The following is a 14,398-nucleotide window of genomic DNA, read 5'->3' as shown; positions in this document are numbered from 1 at the left end:
GAGCAGTGCCATCTGCTCAAACCCATCCGCCCGGCGGCACCGACACGAACCAGCCCAGTCACGACGTCGCGGGGGGCGGCGACGGCGGGTCGTCGGAGGCGTCGAGGCCGGCCGCGGTGCCGTCGTCGGGTACCAGCCGCAGCCGCGGCGCCGGCTGGGGCGCGGGCGGCATCGGCGCGGCCCCCCAGGCGTCGGCCAGGCCCGCCAGCTGGCCCGTCTTCTCGTTGAGCGACTCCCGCTGCGCGTTCGTCGGCCGGTACGACGGCAGCTCGGCGTCCGCGCCGGGCCCGGCCAGGTCGGGGTACGACGTGCCGCCGGGAGACGCGTCACGGTAGCTGCGGTTCCACGCCCCCAGCCAGCCCGCCAGGCCCGACGCCGCGGTCCGGAACCGGATCCAGCGGTGGTTGTCCCAGCCGCGGGCGGGCACGACGCCGGGCCGCTCGCCCGCGAACACGTCGACGAGCTTCACCGCGCCCAGGCGGCCGCGCTCGGCGAGGTCGCGCACGACGTCCGGCGGCATCGACAGGTTCATCCCGCCCTCGGACTCGTCGTGGTGGACGGTGACGATGCGGTCGCGGTAGCCCGGCATCACCATCTGCGCGGCGTCGACCCACTCACGCGCGGTGTGCACCATGAGCATGCCGAACGACGCCCACGCGCCGAGACCCGCGGTCGGCAGCGGGAACCACGGTCGCTGCAGGCCGCCCGCGTTGGCCGTGGGCAGGTAGCTGTTCTCGGACTGGTCCGGCGACTTCTCCCGACCCGGCGGGAACGGACCGAGGTTGAACGCGAACGTCGGATGCTTGGGCAGCGGCGAGTCGAAGAAGTGCACCGGCAGGTTCGCGCACAGCCCGCCGTCGGTGAACCACACCGGCGAGAACGTCGGTGCCGGGAGTGCCGCCAGCGCCTGCTCGACGGTGCCGTCCGGGTTGGCGCGACGCCAGCGCGCGGCCTCGTCCACGGCGCGCCAGTTCGACGGCTGGGTGAAGTCGATGGACCAGAGCCGGACCGCGGAGATGAGGACGGGGAAACTGAGCGACATGCGGGTCGCGACGATCACCGGCAGGTCGTCGGGGGACGGCCACGGGCGGAGTCGCCCGGCCTGTGCGCTGCGGAGCTGGGTGTCGAAGGGGGTCGCTCGGGTCAGGGGATCGACGCCTGCGGCGTCGGCTTCGAGACTCGCCCGGACGGCTGCGCCGTCGGGCGCGACCTCAGCGAGCGGGGTGGCGTCGGCTTCGAGACTCGCCCGGACGGCTGCGCCGTCGGGCGCGACCTCAGCGAACGGGTTCTCCATCCACGCGACCACGTCCTCGGGGAACAGGCGGCGGAACTCGTCGGGGTCGAACCAGAACTCGCCCGTGGTCCACGGCATCGCCATCGGCTGGTGCCGGGTGAGGTTCGTGGTCATCACGCGCAGCGTCACGCCGGCGCGGCGCAGGTCCCCGAACGTCAGCGGCGCGTCGCCCGGGCCGCGCCCGGCCAGCGACTGGATCTTCTCGTACAGCCACGGCGTGAGCGGGGTCGCGCCGCCGGCGCCGTCGCCCTCCATGCCCGTGCACATGCCGAAGCCGTCGCCCGCCACCCGCGCGAACGTCCGCAGCGCCCCGACCAGGACCCCCACCGCCGCGCCGATCACGAGCAGCAGCAGCCCACCGATGAGGCCCGCGACCGTCGCGACACCCTCGCCCAACAGGCTCACCACCACCAGGACCAATCCCACGAGGGAACCGCCGAGGGCCTCCTTCCAGAAGCTGCCCAGCAGACCCCGCACCAGGGCGCCGACCTTCCCGCCCTCAGCCCCCGCGACAGCGAACAGCAGCCGGAACAGCGGCGCCGCCGTCGCCGTCGGCTGGAAGAACGACGCCAGCGTCGAGTGCCCGTCGGGCCCGACGGCGGCCAGCTCGTCGGGCATCGCGTCGAGCTCCTCGAAGCCCCCGGTCTGCCTGCCGAGCTCGGCGGCGGCAGCGGCGGCCGCCGCGATCGCCCCGGCGGACGCCCCGCCGACCGAGCTCAACCGGTAGGTCTGCGCGAGCTCCGCGACGGCGCGCGGATAGATCACGCCGCTGGTGATGCCGCCCTTCATGACGATGTCGCAGGTCAGCGACGGCGCGGCGTACGGGCTGGGTGTGGTCATCGGGGCTCCTTCGGTCCGAACAGCCGGTCGTGGTAGCTGGACACCACCTGGCGGCACATGGCGCTGTAGGGGGCGTGGTCGTCGACGAAGCGGCTCACCTCGGCGAGGCGCCGCTCGTACTGCGCGAGGAGGGCGGGGTCGTCGGGATGCCGGGCGACGTTCTCCCTGGCCTCGACGACGGTCTCCAGGTGGGCGACGAGGTCGAGGAGGCGGTCGCGGCGGGCGGCTCGCAGCCCGCGACGCTGCAGCGCGCACACGGCGATGGTCGCTTCGCCCTTCGCGCTGCCGCGCCGGGGCCGGACCCAGCCGTCGTCGACGGTGCCGGTGCCCCACACAAACTCCAGGTGCTTCTCGGGATAGTCGAGGTAGGGATGCAGCAGCAGCCGCTTCTCGCGCTTCTCGTCGCCGGGCGCGGTGGCGCGCGACGCCTCCGACGCCAGCGGGAACGCGTTGGCCTTGCCGGCGGTGCGGGTGTCGTCGGGCAGGTCCTGCTTGCGGGGGCTGTTGCAGTCGGTGCACGACGGCAGCAGGTTGGTCCACTCGCTGGCCAGCCAGTAGTAGCCCGGAGGGACCCGCTTCCCGCCGATGGTCACCTCGCCCTTGGGGCGGTAGTGCTCGATGGCGACCGGCTGGGTCGCGGCGTAGTACGTCTCGCAGTAGGCGCACTTGCCGCCGAACGCCTTCTCCAGCTCCGCCCGGATGTCGGGGTTCTTGTAGACCTTGTAGCCGTCGTACTTCGTGGTGCCGTCCCAGGCCGCGTAGAAGTCGAGGGCCGCCTGGCGCTCGTCGAGCGCCTTCTTCTCCGACAGGCTCGTCGGCGCCGCGGGCCGCTTCACCCGGCGCATCAGTCGCCGCCCGGCAGGTACTGGCGCCACAGGTCGGCCAGCTTGGCGTTGACCTCGGCGCTGGTGGGGGCGACGGCGTCGCCGGACTCGCGGCGCTGCGCGATGTAGCCGGCGGCCGACGTCAGCAGCAGCCGCTCCCGCTCCGTGGAGCCGAACTGCTCGAGCTCGTCGAGCCGCGCCCGGACGCGACCGAGGCGCTCAGCCTGCTCCGCCGTCGGGTGTTTGAGGCCCATGAGGCGGTAGTAGCTCTCCCACAGCTCGGCGACCTCCGGGTCGTCGGTCGAGCCCAACCCGAAGTGCTCGGAGGTGAGGAGCTGGTCGACGCGCATGCCCGTGACGGGCGGGAGGTCGGAGAGGGAGACGATGTCGCCCTCGCTGTTGCGGCGCATGACGACGACCTCGCCGTCGACGATGCCCCGCAGGCACAGCGGGTCGTGGGTCGTGACGATGAACTGGATGCGCGGCATGAGGTTGCGCATCGCGGTGACGATCCGCAGCCGCCATCGCGGATGGAGGTGGGCGCCGATCTCGTCGATCAGCACGATCCCCTCCGCGAGCGCCGACTGCGTCCACAGCCGCATCGTGGAGCGGAGGATGTCGCAGGCCATCACCACCATCGACTGGTAGCCGTCGCTCAGCGTGCCGATGTCCGAGCGGGTGCGGCCCTGCTTGAGGACCACACGGTCGCGGTGGCGGATGAGCTCGGCGTCGTGGTCGAGGGCGAGCATCTCGTGGATGCCGCTGGCGACGTCGTCGTAGGTGTCCTCATCGAGGGAGAGCAGCCACGAGGTGGGGTCAGTGAGCGGGGCGACGGGGTCGAAGAGGTTGTCCACCCGCACCACGCGGTTGTCGTCGAGGGGCGACGGCGTGCGCGGCAGCAGGCGGGTGGCGCCGTAGCCGAGCAGCAGCGCCGGGACCGGTTCGGGGCCGTGGAAGTCCCGCTCGCCCTTCGCCCACTCGAGGCGCAGTGGCTCCTGCCGGCCGGAGAGGTAGACCTCGACGAGGCCCTTGCGGGCGCCGTCGCGGAGGAAGCGGCGGGCGTCGATGCCGAGTTGGCGGCGCTGCTGGCCGCCCATCAACGTCAGTGCGATGGCGTGCAGCACCGAGCTCTTGCCGCAGCCGTTCTCGCCGAGGAGCACCGTCCAGGGGCCGCGGTCGCTGGTGGAGCGCGCGAGGTCGATCTCGAGGTCGCGGACGGGGCGGAAGTTGCGGATGACGACGCGCTCGATCCACTGCGTCGCCTGGTAGTAGTTGCCGCGCTCGGGCGCCGCCATGGCGACGTTGAGGTCGTAGGCGGGGGCGCCCGGCCCGGCGCCGGCCATGGGCGGGAGGTCGGGGCCTTGGGGTAGCGGCGCGGGAGGGGGAACTGATTCCGCCTCCGGGGGCGCGGACTCCGCGTAGCCGCCGAGCTGGCGGTGGAGGGTGGGGAAGGCGTGGCCGGGCGAGGTGAGCGCGGCCTGGCGGGCCTTGACGAGGAAGTCGCGGTTGAGGGCGAGGACGTCGATGGTGGCGCGGCCGCGGTCGGTCAGGGCCGTGACGGTGCCGTCGGGCTGGTAGCGCAGGTGCTCGTCGGGGTCGTCGTCGAGGGGATCGAGGAGAAGTGGAAGCTCGGCGTCGAGCGGTTGGCGTGCCGCCGCGCGCGGCCCGTCGACGGGGAACCTCGTGCCGCGGGAGCGGACACAGTCAGCGCAGGCGGGGTAGAGGTTGGCCCAGTCGTAGGTGAGCCACCAGTAGGCGGACAGGGCGATGGCGCCGTCGAGGCCCACCGCGCCCCAGGACGGGCGATGGTGGGCAACGACCGCCGCGTCCGGGCCCTGCGCCTCCAGAGCACGCTCGCAGTAGGCGCAGGTGCCATTCGTCATGCGGAGCAACGAATCCATGACATCGGGGTGGTGAAGGACGGGGTCCAGTTCGGGTCCCCGGGAGCGCTTCTGCCGCCAGGCGCGCGCGGTCTCCTCCGTGAGCCGCTCCGTGGCGGCGCCGAGAACGTCGGGTTGAGCGGGTCGTCGGAGCCTCATAGGCGCACCCCCTTGTTGGTGGGGATTATTGCGGCGACCGGGCTAGCGGGGAAGAGGCAGGACGGTCTGGAGTGGGATGTGGGCTCCGAGTGGTCCTGTGTGCCGGCAAGTTTCTCGCTGTGGAGCTTTCTCTGTGCATATGCACGCAAGAAGCCCCACAGCGAGAAATGTGACGCGCCGGCGACATGCGACCTAGGTCCATGGCCCGGCCAAGCCGGGGTCCGACATCGTGGTGGCGGGCCCTGCGAGCGACGAGGTGACGGGCCCTGGGGTGTTGGGACAGGTGTCGCGCTCGCTGGTGGTCGGGGAGTGCTGATCGTCAACTCGTGACGGCGACGACGCCGGCCCGGCGTCCCAGGTGCCGGGCCGGTAGAGCAGAGGGCTACTGGCTGAAGTCGTAGGTGATGTCGATCTCCGGGTCGATGCCCGTGATGATGCTGGAGTAGAAGTAGGTGGCCTGTTCGCGGAGGATCTGCTCGTTGTCGGCGATGTAGTCCGCCTGCGCATCTGCGCTGAGGATGCTGTTGATCATCTCGACCGGGTCGTTCTCCGGCGTGATGAAGCTCAGGACCCCGTTGTTCTCGGCCACCAGCCTGAAGTCCTCGTTGCTGTGTCCGATGAAGATGTACTCGGGGATGGAGATGCGGTACTTCTTCTCGCCAACCGGGACGATCCGCACGTCTCGGCCGTCAATGCCCAGTTTGGCGTTGAAGGAGTACTGCATGAAGGTTGCCCGGTCGCTGCCTGGGACCTCGACCCCCAGGAATGTGCGCTTCTCGGTCTTCTCGGAGATGCCTTGGATGCCCAGGCTGAGGAGCACCACCTGCTCCTCGCGTTTGATGGACTGGATGACGCGCGTGTCCGTGGACTCGGACTCGCTGCCGAACAGCCGCCAGCTCTGCGCCGCCTGGTATCCGACCAGCGCGAGCACCCCCACGAGGAGGGCGAGGAGCGCCGGAACGATGAACTTCTTGACTGCCGCCATGTGGTGGGTCCCCCAACCTCACTGTCAGGTGCCGCCCCTGGGCTCGGCCAACTCCGCGGATCAAGGACGCCGGCGTCCCCGCCAGCGTGTGGAGCGCAGCCGATCTGACTCGTGCGAGTCTATCGACGGTGGCTGACAGAGGTGGTGCAGGGCACATCCTTCGCTCGCGCCCGCGACCCGCGGGCAGTGGGAATGAGTGCGTCAGCCTCCGAAGGTCACGGTTTGGTAACGAATTGTCCTGTCGTTTGGTAACGCTAACAGAAGATGTTAACGTGAGACACACAGGTCGAGACCCCGGGCTCCAACGACGGAGACCCCATCACGGGCCGGCCGCGCAGAAAACGAAGGAGTGTTCTGATGCCAAGAAGGATCTCGGCTGGGCTGTTGGCTGGCGTTCTCGTGCTGGGCTTGGCGGGCTGCAGCCAGGACGAGGAAGGCAGCGCCGCAGGTAGCGAGCGGGCCAACCAGATGTACACGTGGGTCTCCAATGAGTCCGATCGTGAGCAGTGGGAGACGTTCATCGCGGGCGTCCAGGAGGGAGGCGACGCCGAGTTCGACCTGTCGCTGGAGGGCCCGAGCTTCCAGGAGTACTGGACCCTGGTGAAGACCCGGATGTCGGCGGGGGATGCGCCTTGCATCATGACCACCCAGGCTGCCCGAGCGCAGGAGCTGTCACAGCTCCTGGCACCGCTGGACGATCTGGCTGAGAATGCGGGCCTCGACCTCTCCATGTACAACGAGGCCATGATGCAGGGCCTGACCGTCGACGGAACGGTGCGGGCACTGCCGTACGATGCCGAGCCGATGCTCCTGTACTACAACAAGGCGCTCTTCGAGGAGAAGGGCCTCGATCTGCCGGGCGCTACCTACTCGCGGGATCAGTTCCTGGCCGACGCCAAGGCTCTGACCGGCGACGGCAAGTACGGCGTCTACGTCGCAGCGGACTCCATGTACCCCTACCTTCCGATCGCGTTCGCTGACGGCAACGCGCCCGTCAAGGACGGCCAACTGGCGATCACGGATCCCGCCTTCGTCGAGGATTTTCAGTGGGTCATGGACCTCGTGAATGTCGAGCAGGTTGCGGCGGCCCCCAGCGCGGGTGACAACGACGAGCGCGGTCGCGCGGAGTTCTTCGCCGGCAACGTGGCGATGATCATCGACGGACCCTGGTTCTACTCGACTATCGTCGATGGGGCCGAGTTCGAGGTGGGAATCTCCGTTCCGCCGTCGACATCGGGTGAGCCTGTTGGGATGATCCAGGGCTCGGGCTTCGGCATCGCGGAGTCCTGCCCCGACAAGGAGGCGGCGTTCGAGAACATCATGAAGATGACGACGCCTGACGTGGTGGGCTACGTGGGCAAGAATCGCGGCACTGTGCCGTCTGTGCCTGAGGCCATGAGTGCTTGGTCTGAGGGCAAGCCCGCCGAGGACGTCGAAGTTGTGGAGGCACTGCTCGAGAACGCGCTTCCGCTGGAGACCACGTCCACGTGGAACCAGTTCGTGACGCAATTCGCCCAGTACTCACCTGAAGGTGTGCGCGGTGTCCGCACCGCCGAGGAGATCCTCACCTCCATCGAGCAGGGCATCGGCTGATCAGATGAACAGCACGCTTCCGGTAGCGGGTCGCACCACACCGAAGCGAGATGTTAAGAGGGCCAGCAAGCCAGGCATGAGCCAACGCCTGCTGGCCTTCTTCCACTTGGCTCCGGGCATGGCCGGCTTCATCTCGTTCATCGTCGTTCCGCTGATCGCTTCGTTGGTGATCAGCCTCTACCGATGGCCGCTCTTTGGTTCGAGGGAGTTCGTGGGGCTGGACAACTACGCCCAGATCCTGTCGGGCGCGGATCCCGTGTTCTTCACGGTACTGGGCAACACCGCGCTCTTCGCCTTCGGTTACACGATCGCCAACCTCATCATCTGCACAGGCATCGCAGTGTGGCTGCGGTCGCTTCCCACTTGGGCGCCGTTCTTCCAGATCCTCTTCTTCGTTCCCGTGGTCACGCCCATGGTGGCGAATGCCCTGATCTGGCGCCTCATGCTGCAGGACCGTGGCCTGCTGAACACGTTTCTGGGGTGGTTTGGCGTCGAGGGCCCCTCATGGTTGGGAGATGGCGGCTGGGCCATGACGTCGCTCATCCTCATGTCCCTGTGGCAAGGGATCGGCTACAACATCGTGATCCTCATCGCCGGCCTCAACAACATCAACCCGTCAGTCATGGAGGCCGCCCGGATCGATGGAACGACCGCTTGGAGCAGGTTCTGGAGAGTGACGTTCCCCATGCTCTCGCCCTCGTTGTTCTTCTGCAGCGTGATGACGGTCATCGGTGGATTCAAGGTCTTCGCTCAGCCGTATGTGCTCACCCTCGGAGGTCCCGGAAACGCAACAAACACACTTGTTCTGAGCCTCTACCGGACGGGATTCTCCTATGACCGGTTGGGACTCGCGTCGTCAATGGCGTGGGTGCTGTTCGTGATTGTGATGTTGGTCACTGCCCTGCAGTTCGTGGGTCAGAAGAAGTGGGTGAGCTACGATGCCTGACCGCCGCAAGCCGTTCAACTACGGGCAACTGTTCAGCAAGGTCGCTCTGGCTGTGGTGGGCTTCATCTTCGTCGTCCCATTCATATGGATGCTCTTCTCCTCGCTGAAGCCCAGCAACGAGGTGCTCCTCGGCGGGGGCAGCCTCTTCGGCACCGAGGTGCGGTGGAGCAACTATGCCGAGGTATTCTCGGCGATTCCCTTCGCACGGATCCTCGCTAACACGTTCTTCATCGCAGGAATGGGCGCCCTCATAGCCGTGACGGTGTCGGTGCTCAGCGCCTATGCGTTCTCCAGGCTCGAGTTTCCTGGCAGGGGGGGACTGTTCGCCGTTTTCATCGCCACCCTGATGCTGCCGATCGAGGTCCTGGTTATCCCGCTCTTCATCGGCGCCAACAGCCTGGGCCTCGTCAACACCTACCCAGCGATCATCCTGCCCTTTGCATTCGGAGCCTTCGGAACGTTCCTCCTGAGGCAGTTTCTCCTCTCCCTCCCTCCGGACTACGAGGAGGCTGCGCGCATCGACGGTGCCAACCAGTGGCAGTTGCTGCGGCACGTGATCGTGCCGCTGCTCCGCGGCCCGATCTCTATCGTGGCTGCCTTCACGTTCATCGACTATTGGAATGCCTTCCTATGGCCGCTCATCATCGTGACTGATCCGGCCAAGGCGCCGCTGCAGTTGGGGCTCAGCATGTTCTCGGGAGAGCGCGGAACGGACTGGGGTCCGCTCATGGCGGCAACGTCGATCGCGGTGCTGGCAAGCCTCTCGATCGTCGTCTTCCTTCAGAGGCAGATCGCGAAGGGGATCAACATCGGCGGCTTCGGTGGTCGCTAGCCCCAGGATCCTTTGCCGGCTGGCTCGGCATCTCGCTCAACATCAACGCGACGTCGAGTCGCTGAAAAGGAGTCAATCATGACTGATGCCACGACCTTCGAGGAGCTCTCCGAGCGTGAGCTACCGCAGTGGTACGCGGACACTCCCTTCGGGATCTTCATCCACTGGGGGGCCTACTCCGTCTCCGCGTGGGGGGAGCCCATCGGCGCCCTCGGCACGATCGAGTGGGAGACCTGGTTCAAGCACAATCCCTACTCCGAGTGGTACTACAACACGATCAGGATCGACGGGTCACCGGCGCAGGAGCACCATCGTGAGGTGTACGGCGACATGCCCTACGACGGTCTGCTCGATCTCTGGAAGGCTGAGAACTTCGATCCCGCAGAGTGGGCGACGCTGTTCCGCGACGCGGGAGCCGGCTACGTCATCCCCACCACCAAACATCACGATGGCATCACCCTGTGGGATGCGCCGCACACGAACGGGCGTAACACAGTGGCGCGTGGCCCCAAGCGTGACTTGATCGCACCCATCGCCGAAGCGGTCCGCGGCGCCGGCATGCACTTCGGGGTGTACTACTCGGGTGGGCTGGATTGGCACGTCAGGCCCATGCCCCCTCACACCACGGACGAATCCGTCAATGACACCGGCCGACCGAAGGACGCGGAGTACGGCGCGTATTGCGCCGCGCACTGTCGCGACCTTATCGACCGGTATCAGCCGGAGGTCCTGTGGAACGACATCCAATGGCCCGACGATGCCAAGAACTTCGGCCCCGACGGTCTGGGCACGCTGTTCAACTACTTCTACGCTCGCGTGCCCTCCGGTGTGGTCAACGACCGGTACGGCGACACGCATTCCGACTACCTCACCAGCGAGTACTCGCATCTGCTCGACAATGAGGGCGCCAAGGCGTGGGAGAACTGCCGCGGCATCGGCTACTCCTTCGCCTACAACCAGCTCGAGGACGAGAGCCACTACCTGACTGGCTATCAGATCGCCCGGATGCTCACCGACATCGTGTCGAGGGGAGGACACTTCCTGCTCAACGTGGGGCCGAAGGCCGACGGCACACTCCCGGAGCTTCAGCGGCGGGCGCTTCTGGATCTCGCACGATGGATGCAGACCGGAGCGAAGGAGGTCCTCTACGGGTCTCGCCCGGTGAGCATGCAGGACGTCACGCCCGGTGAGGGCGTCTGGGTGCGGGGTGTGGGCAAGGATGGCGAGCGTCGGCTGTTCGTCGACGTCGAGGACGCCGACCCCCAGGTTGCTGCCACGGCCACGCTGACCGTCGGTGGCGAGAAGGTCTCGGTCGAGCTCCCCGCAGGAAGGCCCGGTCCGATCCTTCTGTGAGGCGGTAGCTCTGCGCAGGCACCCTGAGGGAGAAGCCTGCACCCAGGGAGCGCCCGCGGCGATCACCGCGGGCGCTCCTGGATTGTGGGGACTACTTCAGTTCGAGTCCGGCCGCTGCCTCGACGACCTCCTCGTGTGCTGCGTTGATCTCGGCCTGGGTCTGTCCGGACTGAGCCGTCGCGGTGGCCCGCCCGATGATGGCCCGAAGCGCACCGATGGACTTGCCGGTGTACTGCTTGCCCTGAAGGCCCAGCGCCTCTGCCTCGCCGATGGCGTCGAACAGCCCGGAGGCGTCGGTGATCGGCTTCTTCACGCCCAGCAGACCCTCAGGATCAGCGACCGCCGGGGCGGCGAGCTTCTGGGAGAAGTCGGCGTTGAACAGCTGCGGGTTGTGGTTGCGCCGCCAGTTCAGGGCGTCGGTCAGTCCCCAGAACGTGACGCGATCGAGGTCCTGCGAGTACTTCTTGTAGACCGCGAAGTACTCGGCGAAGCGCTGCGCCTGGATGGCTTCGAGCTCCATGCGGTTGTCGATCTTGCCCACCCAGTAGGTGAAGCCCTCCTTGTAGAAGAGGTCCGCCGCGGCCGGGTCATCCAGGTCGTAGTAGGGGCCACGATCGCCCTGCGGCTCGGCGTTCCACGCCTCCCACACCTGCAGATCCAGCTCGCTCACGCTAGCGGTGAAGCCGGCCTCGGTGATCAGCTGCAGGGAGCGTTCCACCGATGCGTGGTCCGAGCACGCGCCGGGCTGCCATTCCGCGGCGTCCTCGTCGACCAGCTTGGGCAGACGGGTCAGGTCGGAGCAGGCGAAGGCCGGCGTCTGGTTGATGTAGTTGTGCGACTGCAGCCCGATGCCTTCGATCAGCTGACGCTCGTCCTCGGGATACTCAGCGGCGTAGCGCTCGTTGAGCTCCGTCGCCATGGCCAGGATGGCCTTGGCCTTGCCCTCGGACTGGAAGACGTTGAAGTCGTTGTACTCGAGCTTGGCCTCGGGGCCGTACTTGCGGGCGAAGACGAAGGCGTCGTAGATGAAGTCGCCGGGGCGCTCGCCCGCCGCCTCGTCCATGTCCGTGGTGTAGGCGTCGTACCACCCGGAGTAGCTGTAGTCGCTGGGGTTGCCGCGCAGGAAGTCCTCCCAGTTCTGGGTGGCGGGGTCGAAGGTGTCGAGACCGTCGACGAAGGCCTCGTTCACGACGTCCCAGGAGACGATCCGGCCCTTGAAGTGCGTCAGCACCTCCTTGATGTAGCGCTCCATGTTGGCCTTGGCCTGCGCGCGCGGGTCAGCGGACTCGAGTCCGTAGATCTTGGACGGCGACTGGCTGTGCCACACCAGCACGTGGCCGTGGACGTCGATGCCACGCTCACGGCTCTCGTCGACGAAGTAGTCGGCTGGGCCGAAGTTGAAGGTCCACTCGCCCGTGTCCGTGTTGATGTTGTCGTTCGGCAGGAGCTGGTCGGGCTTCATGATGTTTTCGGCGGTCATGATGTTGTAGTGCCGCTCGACCTGCGCCCAGTTAGGCGAGTCCTCCGCGTACGTCTGCTCACCGGAGTAGATGTTGCCAACCTTGAAGTAGTCGGAGTAGACGTCCTTCAGCGGCGGGATCAGGCCGTCATCCGGGCTGCTGTGGGCTGGCGCGGCGAGCCCGGACAGAGCGAGAGCTGCGGCTGCGCCGAGCCCCGCGGTCCTGAGAATCCGTGTCTTGAGTCGGTTGGTGGACAAAGGGTGGTCCTCTCTGAAAGTACCGTCGGTGCGGCCAGGCGCCCTGGGACGTCGTGCGTGCACTCGTGGGTTGACTAGGGCCTGCGCTGGCCCTTCGTCACGTCGAATTAGTTCGCGTTCAGTACCAAACTGAATGAGACCCTACGAAGGGTGTTCGGTGCCCGTCAAGAGGTTTCGGGAAATTTCGGCCGGGGCGTCGAGCGAAAGGCGAACCGGTGGAACCGCCAGTCCCGCCGGTGACGACCATCGCGCGCCTCGCTGGACGACGACGCACTCCTCCAGCCCCTCGGGCCGAAGGGCGAGCGCCATGCCGACCAGTCCATGGCCGCGCTGGTGATGCACATCAACCGCGAGGTGATCGCCCACGGAGCGGAGATCTGCCTGCTGCGCGACCTCTACCGCGCCCAGCGTGACGGCCTGGATCCGATGGTGGCGGCGGCGAGGCGGGGGGATGCTGACGAGGTGTCGCGGCTGCTCGACGGCGGGGCGGCGGTGCCCGTCTCGTTGCTGGCGGAGACGGCTGGACTCAGACGCTGGGATGTGGTGCCGGGCGCTGGTGGAGCATGGCGCCGCTGTCGATGTGGGTAACCCGAGCGCACTGCACTACGCGGCCGCGGCCGGGGAGCGGGCAATCGTCGAGCTTCTGCTGGACCATGGGGCCGACAGGGAGTTGGCCGATGCCCAGTTCGGCATGACGCCCGCGGTGTGGGCCGACCACTTCGGGCACGGCGACGTGTGCGCCCACCTCCGTGGAAGACTGCTGCGCTAGGGCGTGTCTCCCAAAGATCTGGGTCGATGGGCGGGATTGTTGACTCATGTCTCGTTTTGCTGTGCTCGATGACGCTTCGTGGGCCCGGATCGAGCCGTTAATGCCGTCCTCGGACGGCCGCCGGGGGCGGCCCTTCCGTGACCACCGCGAGGTGATCGAAGGGATCATCTACCGTCTGCGGACCGGGATCGCCTGGCGGGACCTCCCCGCGTCCTTCGGCCCCTGGCNCTAGGGCGTGTCTCCCAAAGATCTGGGTCGATGGGCGGGATTGTTGACTCATGTCTCGTTTTGCTGTGCTCGATGACGCTTCGTGGGCCCGGATCGAGCCGTTGATGCCGTCCTCGGACGGCCGCCGGGGGCGGCCCTTCCGTGACCACCGCGAGGTGATCGAAGGGATCATCTACCGTCTGCGGACCGGGATCGCCTGGCGGGACCTCCCCGCGTCCTTCGGCCCCTGGCAAACCGTGTGGAAGAGACACAAGCGATTCAGCACCGACGGCACCTGGGATCGCATCCACGCCCGGCTGGTCGCTGAGGCCGACGCCAAGGGCGAGGTCGACTGGACCGTCAGCGTGGACGCCACTATCAACCGCGCCCACCAACACGCCACCAACACCAAGCGCGTCGAGCGACCAGCGGGCCTCACAGGGGGCTGAATGGAGTTACAAGAACTCCTCCGCAGACCCCGCCCACGAGCCACCCGACCACGCGATCGGACGCTCCCGCGGCGGGTTGTCCACCAAGATCCATCAGCTGGTCGACGGCCGCAAACGCCCCCTGACGATCACGCTGACCGCGGGCCAGGCCGCTGACTCGCCGGTGCTGAAGTTCCTCTTGGCCGACCTCGCTGTCAAACGGCCCGGGCCAGGCCGACCACGCACCCGCCCTGAGGCGGTGCTGGGCGATAAGGCCTACTCCGGTCGCGGCAACCGGACGCTGCTGCGCAGCAAACGCATCACCGCCGTGATCCCGCAGCGGGCCGACGAGATCGGACACCGGCAACGCCGCGGGTCCGCAGGCGGACGCCCTCCAGCGTTCGACAAGGTCACCTACAAGAACCGCAACGTCGTGGAGCGCTCCTTCAACGACCACAAGCAATGGCGCGGCATCGCTACCCGATACGACAAACACGCAGCCATCTACCGAGGAGGCGTTGTCCTACGCGCGATCACCCTCTGGCTTCACGCATAAGGAGACACGCCCTAG

11 protein-coding genes and 2 pseudogenes are annotated in these 14,398 nt (G+C 67.5%); 8 read left to right on the top strand and 5 right to left on the bottom strand.

Annotated elements, in window-relative coordinates; translation table 11 throughout:
- Positions 1–58 precede the first annotated feature (58 nt).
- The 4 genes from ACFQPD_RS04350 to ACFQPD_RS04335 all read right to left on the bottom strand — a co-directional run bounded on the left by ACFQPD_RS04350 (position 59) and on the right by ACFQPD_RS04335 (position 5,982).
- The gene (locus ACFQPD_RS04350) at positions 59–2,134 is read right to left on the bottom strand and encodes a hypothetical protein (protein WP_385898804.1); all 2,076 of its coding nucleotides are present in this window, start codon (positions 2,132–2,134) and stop codon (positions 59–61) included.
- The gene (locus ACFQPD_RS04345) at positions 2,131–2,979 is read right to left on the bottom strand and encodes a hypothetical protein (RefSeq protein ID WP_385898802.1); all 849 of its coding nucleotides are present in this window, start codon (positions 2,977–2,979) and stop codon (positions 2,131–2,133) included. Before ACFQPD_RS04345 ends, ACFQPD_RS04350 begins: the two co-directional genes overlap by 4 nt.
- Positions 2,979–4,997, bottom strand: a complete 2,019-nt coding sequence (locus ACFQPD_RS04340) for an AAA family ATPase (protein WP_385898800.1) — start codon at positions 4,995–4,997, stop codon at positions 2,979–2,981. Before ACFQPD_RS04340 ends, ACFQPD_RS04345 begins: the two co-directional genes overlap by 1 nt.
- Positions 4,998–5,379: 382 nt before the next feature.
- Positions 5,380–5,982, bottom strand: a complete 603-nt coding sequence (locus ACFQPD_RS04335) for a hypothetical protein (protein ID WP_385898797.1) — start codon at positions 5,980–5,982, stop codon at positions 5,380–5,382.
- Positions 5,983–6,339: 357 nt separating this feature from the next.
- Between ACFQPD_RS04335 and ACFQPD_RS04330 the strand changes: the two genes are divergently transcribed.
- From ACFQPD_RS04330 to ACFQPD_RS04315, 4 genes are all read left to right on the top strand, one after another.
- Positions 6,340–7,575, top strand: a complete 1,236-nt coding sequence (locus tag ACFQPD_RS04330) for an ABC transporter substrate-binding protein (protein WP_385898795.1) — start codon at positions 6,340–6,342, stop codon at positions 7,573–7,575.
- Between the two features lie 76 nt (positions 7,576–7,651).
- Positions 7,652–8,521: a carbohydrate ABC transporter permease gene (locus ACFQPD_RS04325; protein WP_385898792.1), complete on the top strand. Its 870-nt coding sequence runs from the start codon at positions 7,652–7,654 to the stop codon at positions 8,519–8,521.
- Entirely contained in the window at positions 8,514–9,353 is an 840-nt protein-coding gene (locus ACFQPD_RS04320; protein ID WP_385898789.1) for a carbohydrate ABC transporter permease, read from the top strand. The genes ACFQPD_RS04325 and ACFQPD_RS04320 overlap by 8 nt, the downstream gene beginning before the upstream one ends.
- A 78-nt stretch (positions 9,354–9,431) precedes the next feature.
- Positions 9,432–10,706, top strand: a complete 1,275-nt coding sequence (locus ACFQPD_RS04315; RefSeq protein WP_385898788.1) for an alpha-L-fucosidase — start codon at positions 9,432–9,434, stop codon at positions 10,704–10,706.
- Positions 10,707–10,797: 91 nt separating this feature from the next.
- On the opposite strand, the gene ACFQPD_RS04310 is transcribed toward ACFQPD_RS04315, so the two are convergent.
- A complete protein-coding gene (locus tag ACFQPD_RS04310) occupies positions 10,798–12,423 on the bottom strand; it encodes an endo-1,4-beta-xylanase (protein WP_385898785.1) in 1,626 nt (541 codons plus the stop codon).
- Between the two features lie 321 nt (positions 12,424–12,744).
- On the opposite strand from ACFQPD_RS04310, the gene ACFQPD_RS04305 reads away from it, so the two are divergent.
- The 4 genes and pseudogenes from ACFQPD_RS04305 to ACFQPD_RS04290 all read left to right on the top strand — a co-directional run bounded on the left by ACFQPD_RS04305 (position 12,745) and on the right by ACFQPD_RS04290 (position 14,383).
- Positions 12,745–13,011, top strand: coding sequence for a hypothetical protein (locus ACFQPD_RS04305; protein ID WP_385898782.1), 267 nt, complete (start codon positions 12,745–12,747; stop codon positions 13,009–13,011).
- Positions 13,004–13,192 (top strand): ankyrin repeat domain-containing protein, encoded by a 189-nt coding sequence (locus ACFQPD_RS04300; RefSeq protein ID WP_385898780.1) that lies wholly within the window; start codon positions 13,004–13,006, stop codon positions 13,190–13,192. The genes ACFQPD_RS04305 and ACFQPD_RS04300 overlap by 8 nt, the downstream gene beginning before the upstream one ends.
- A 46-nt stretch (positions 13,193–13,238) precedes the next feature.
- Positions 13,239–13,419 (top strand): annotated as a pseudogene (locus tag ACFQPD_RS04295) (transposase); the annotation flags it as partial.
- A gap of 51 nt (positions 13,420–13,470) precedes the next feature.
- Positions 13,471–14,383: pseudogene (locus tag ACFQPD_RS04290) on the top strand (IS5 family transposase).
- The last annotated feature ends 15 nt before the right edge of the window (positions 14,384–14,398 follow it).

The organism is Tessaracoccus sp. O5.2 (genome assembly GCF_964266725.1).
GTDB classification, from domain to species: Bacteria; Actinomycetota; Actinomycetes; order Propionibacteriales; family Propionibacteriaceae; genus Arachnia; species Arachnia lapidicapta.
Note: the sequence above shows the minus strand (reverse complement) of the source record. Positions and strands in the feature narration are given on the sequence as shown.

Coding starts and splice junctions, on each gene's coding strand:
- ACFQPD_RS04350 (WP_385898804.1), bottom strand. CDS start 2,134: ATGACCACACCCAGCCCGTACGCCGCGCCGTCGCTGACCTGCGACATC.
- ACFQPD_RS04345 (WP_385898802.1), bottom strand. CDS start 2,979: ATGCGCCGGGTGAAGCGGCCCGCGGCGCCGACGAGCCTGTCGGAGAAG.
- ACFQPD_RS04340 (WP_385898800.1), bottom strand. CDS start 4,997: ATGAGGCTCCGACGACCCGCTCAACCCGACGTTCTCGGCGCCGCCACG.
- ACFQPD_RS04335 (WP_385898797.1), bottom strand. CDS start 5,982: ATGGCGGCAGTCAAGAAGTTCATCGTTCCGGCGCTCCTCGCCCTCCTC.
- ACFQPD_RS04330 (WP_385898795.1), top strand. CDS start 6,340: ATGCCAAGAAGGATCTCGGCTGGGCTGTTGGCTGGCGTTCTCGTGCTG.
- ACFQPD_RS04325 (WP_385898792.1), top strand. CDS start 7,652: ATGAGCCAACGCCTGCTGGCCTTCTTCCACTTGGCTCCGGGCATGGCC.
- ACFQPD_RS04320 (WP_385898789.1), top strand. CDS start 8,514: ATGCCTGACCGCCGCAAGCCGTTCAACTACGGGCAACTGTTCAGCAAG.
- ACFQPD_RS04315 (WP_385898788.1), top strand. CDS start 9,432: ATGACTGATGCCACGACCTTCGAGGAGCTCTCCGAGCGTGAGCTACCG.
- ACFQPD_RS04305 (WP_385898782.1), top strand. CDS start 12,745: ATGGCCGCGCTGGTGATGCACATCAACCGCGAGGTGATCGCCCACGGA.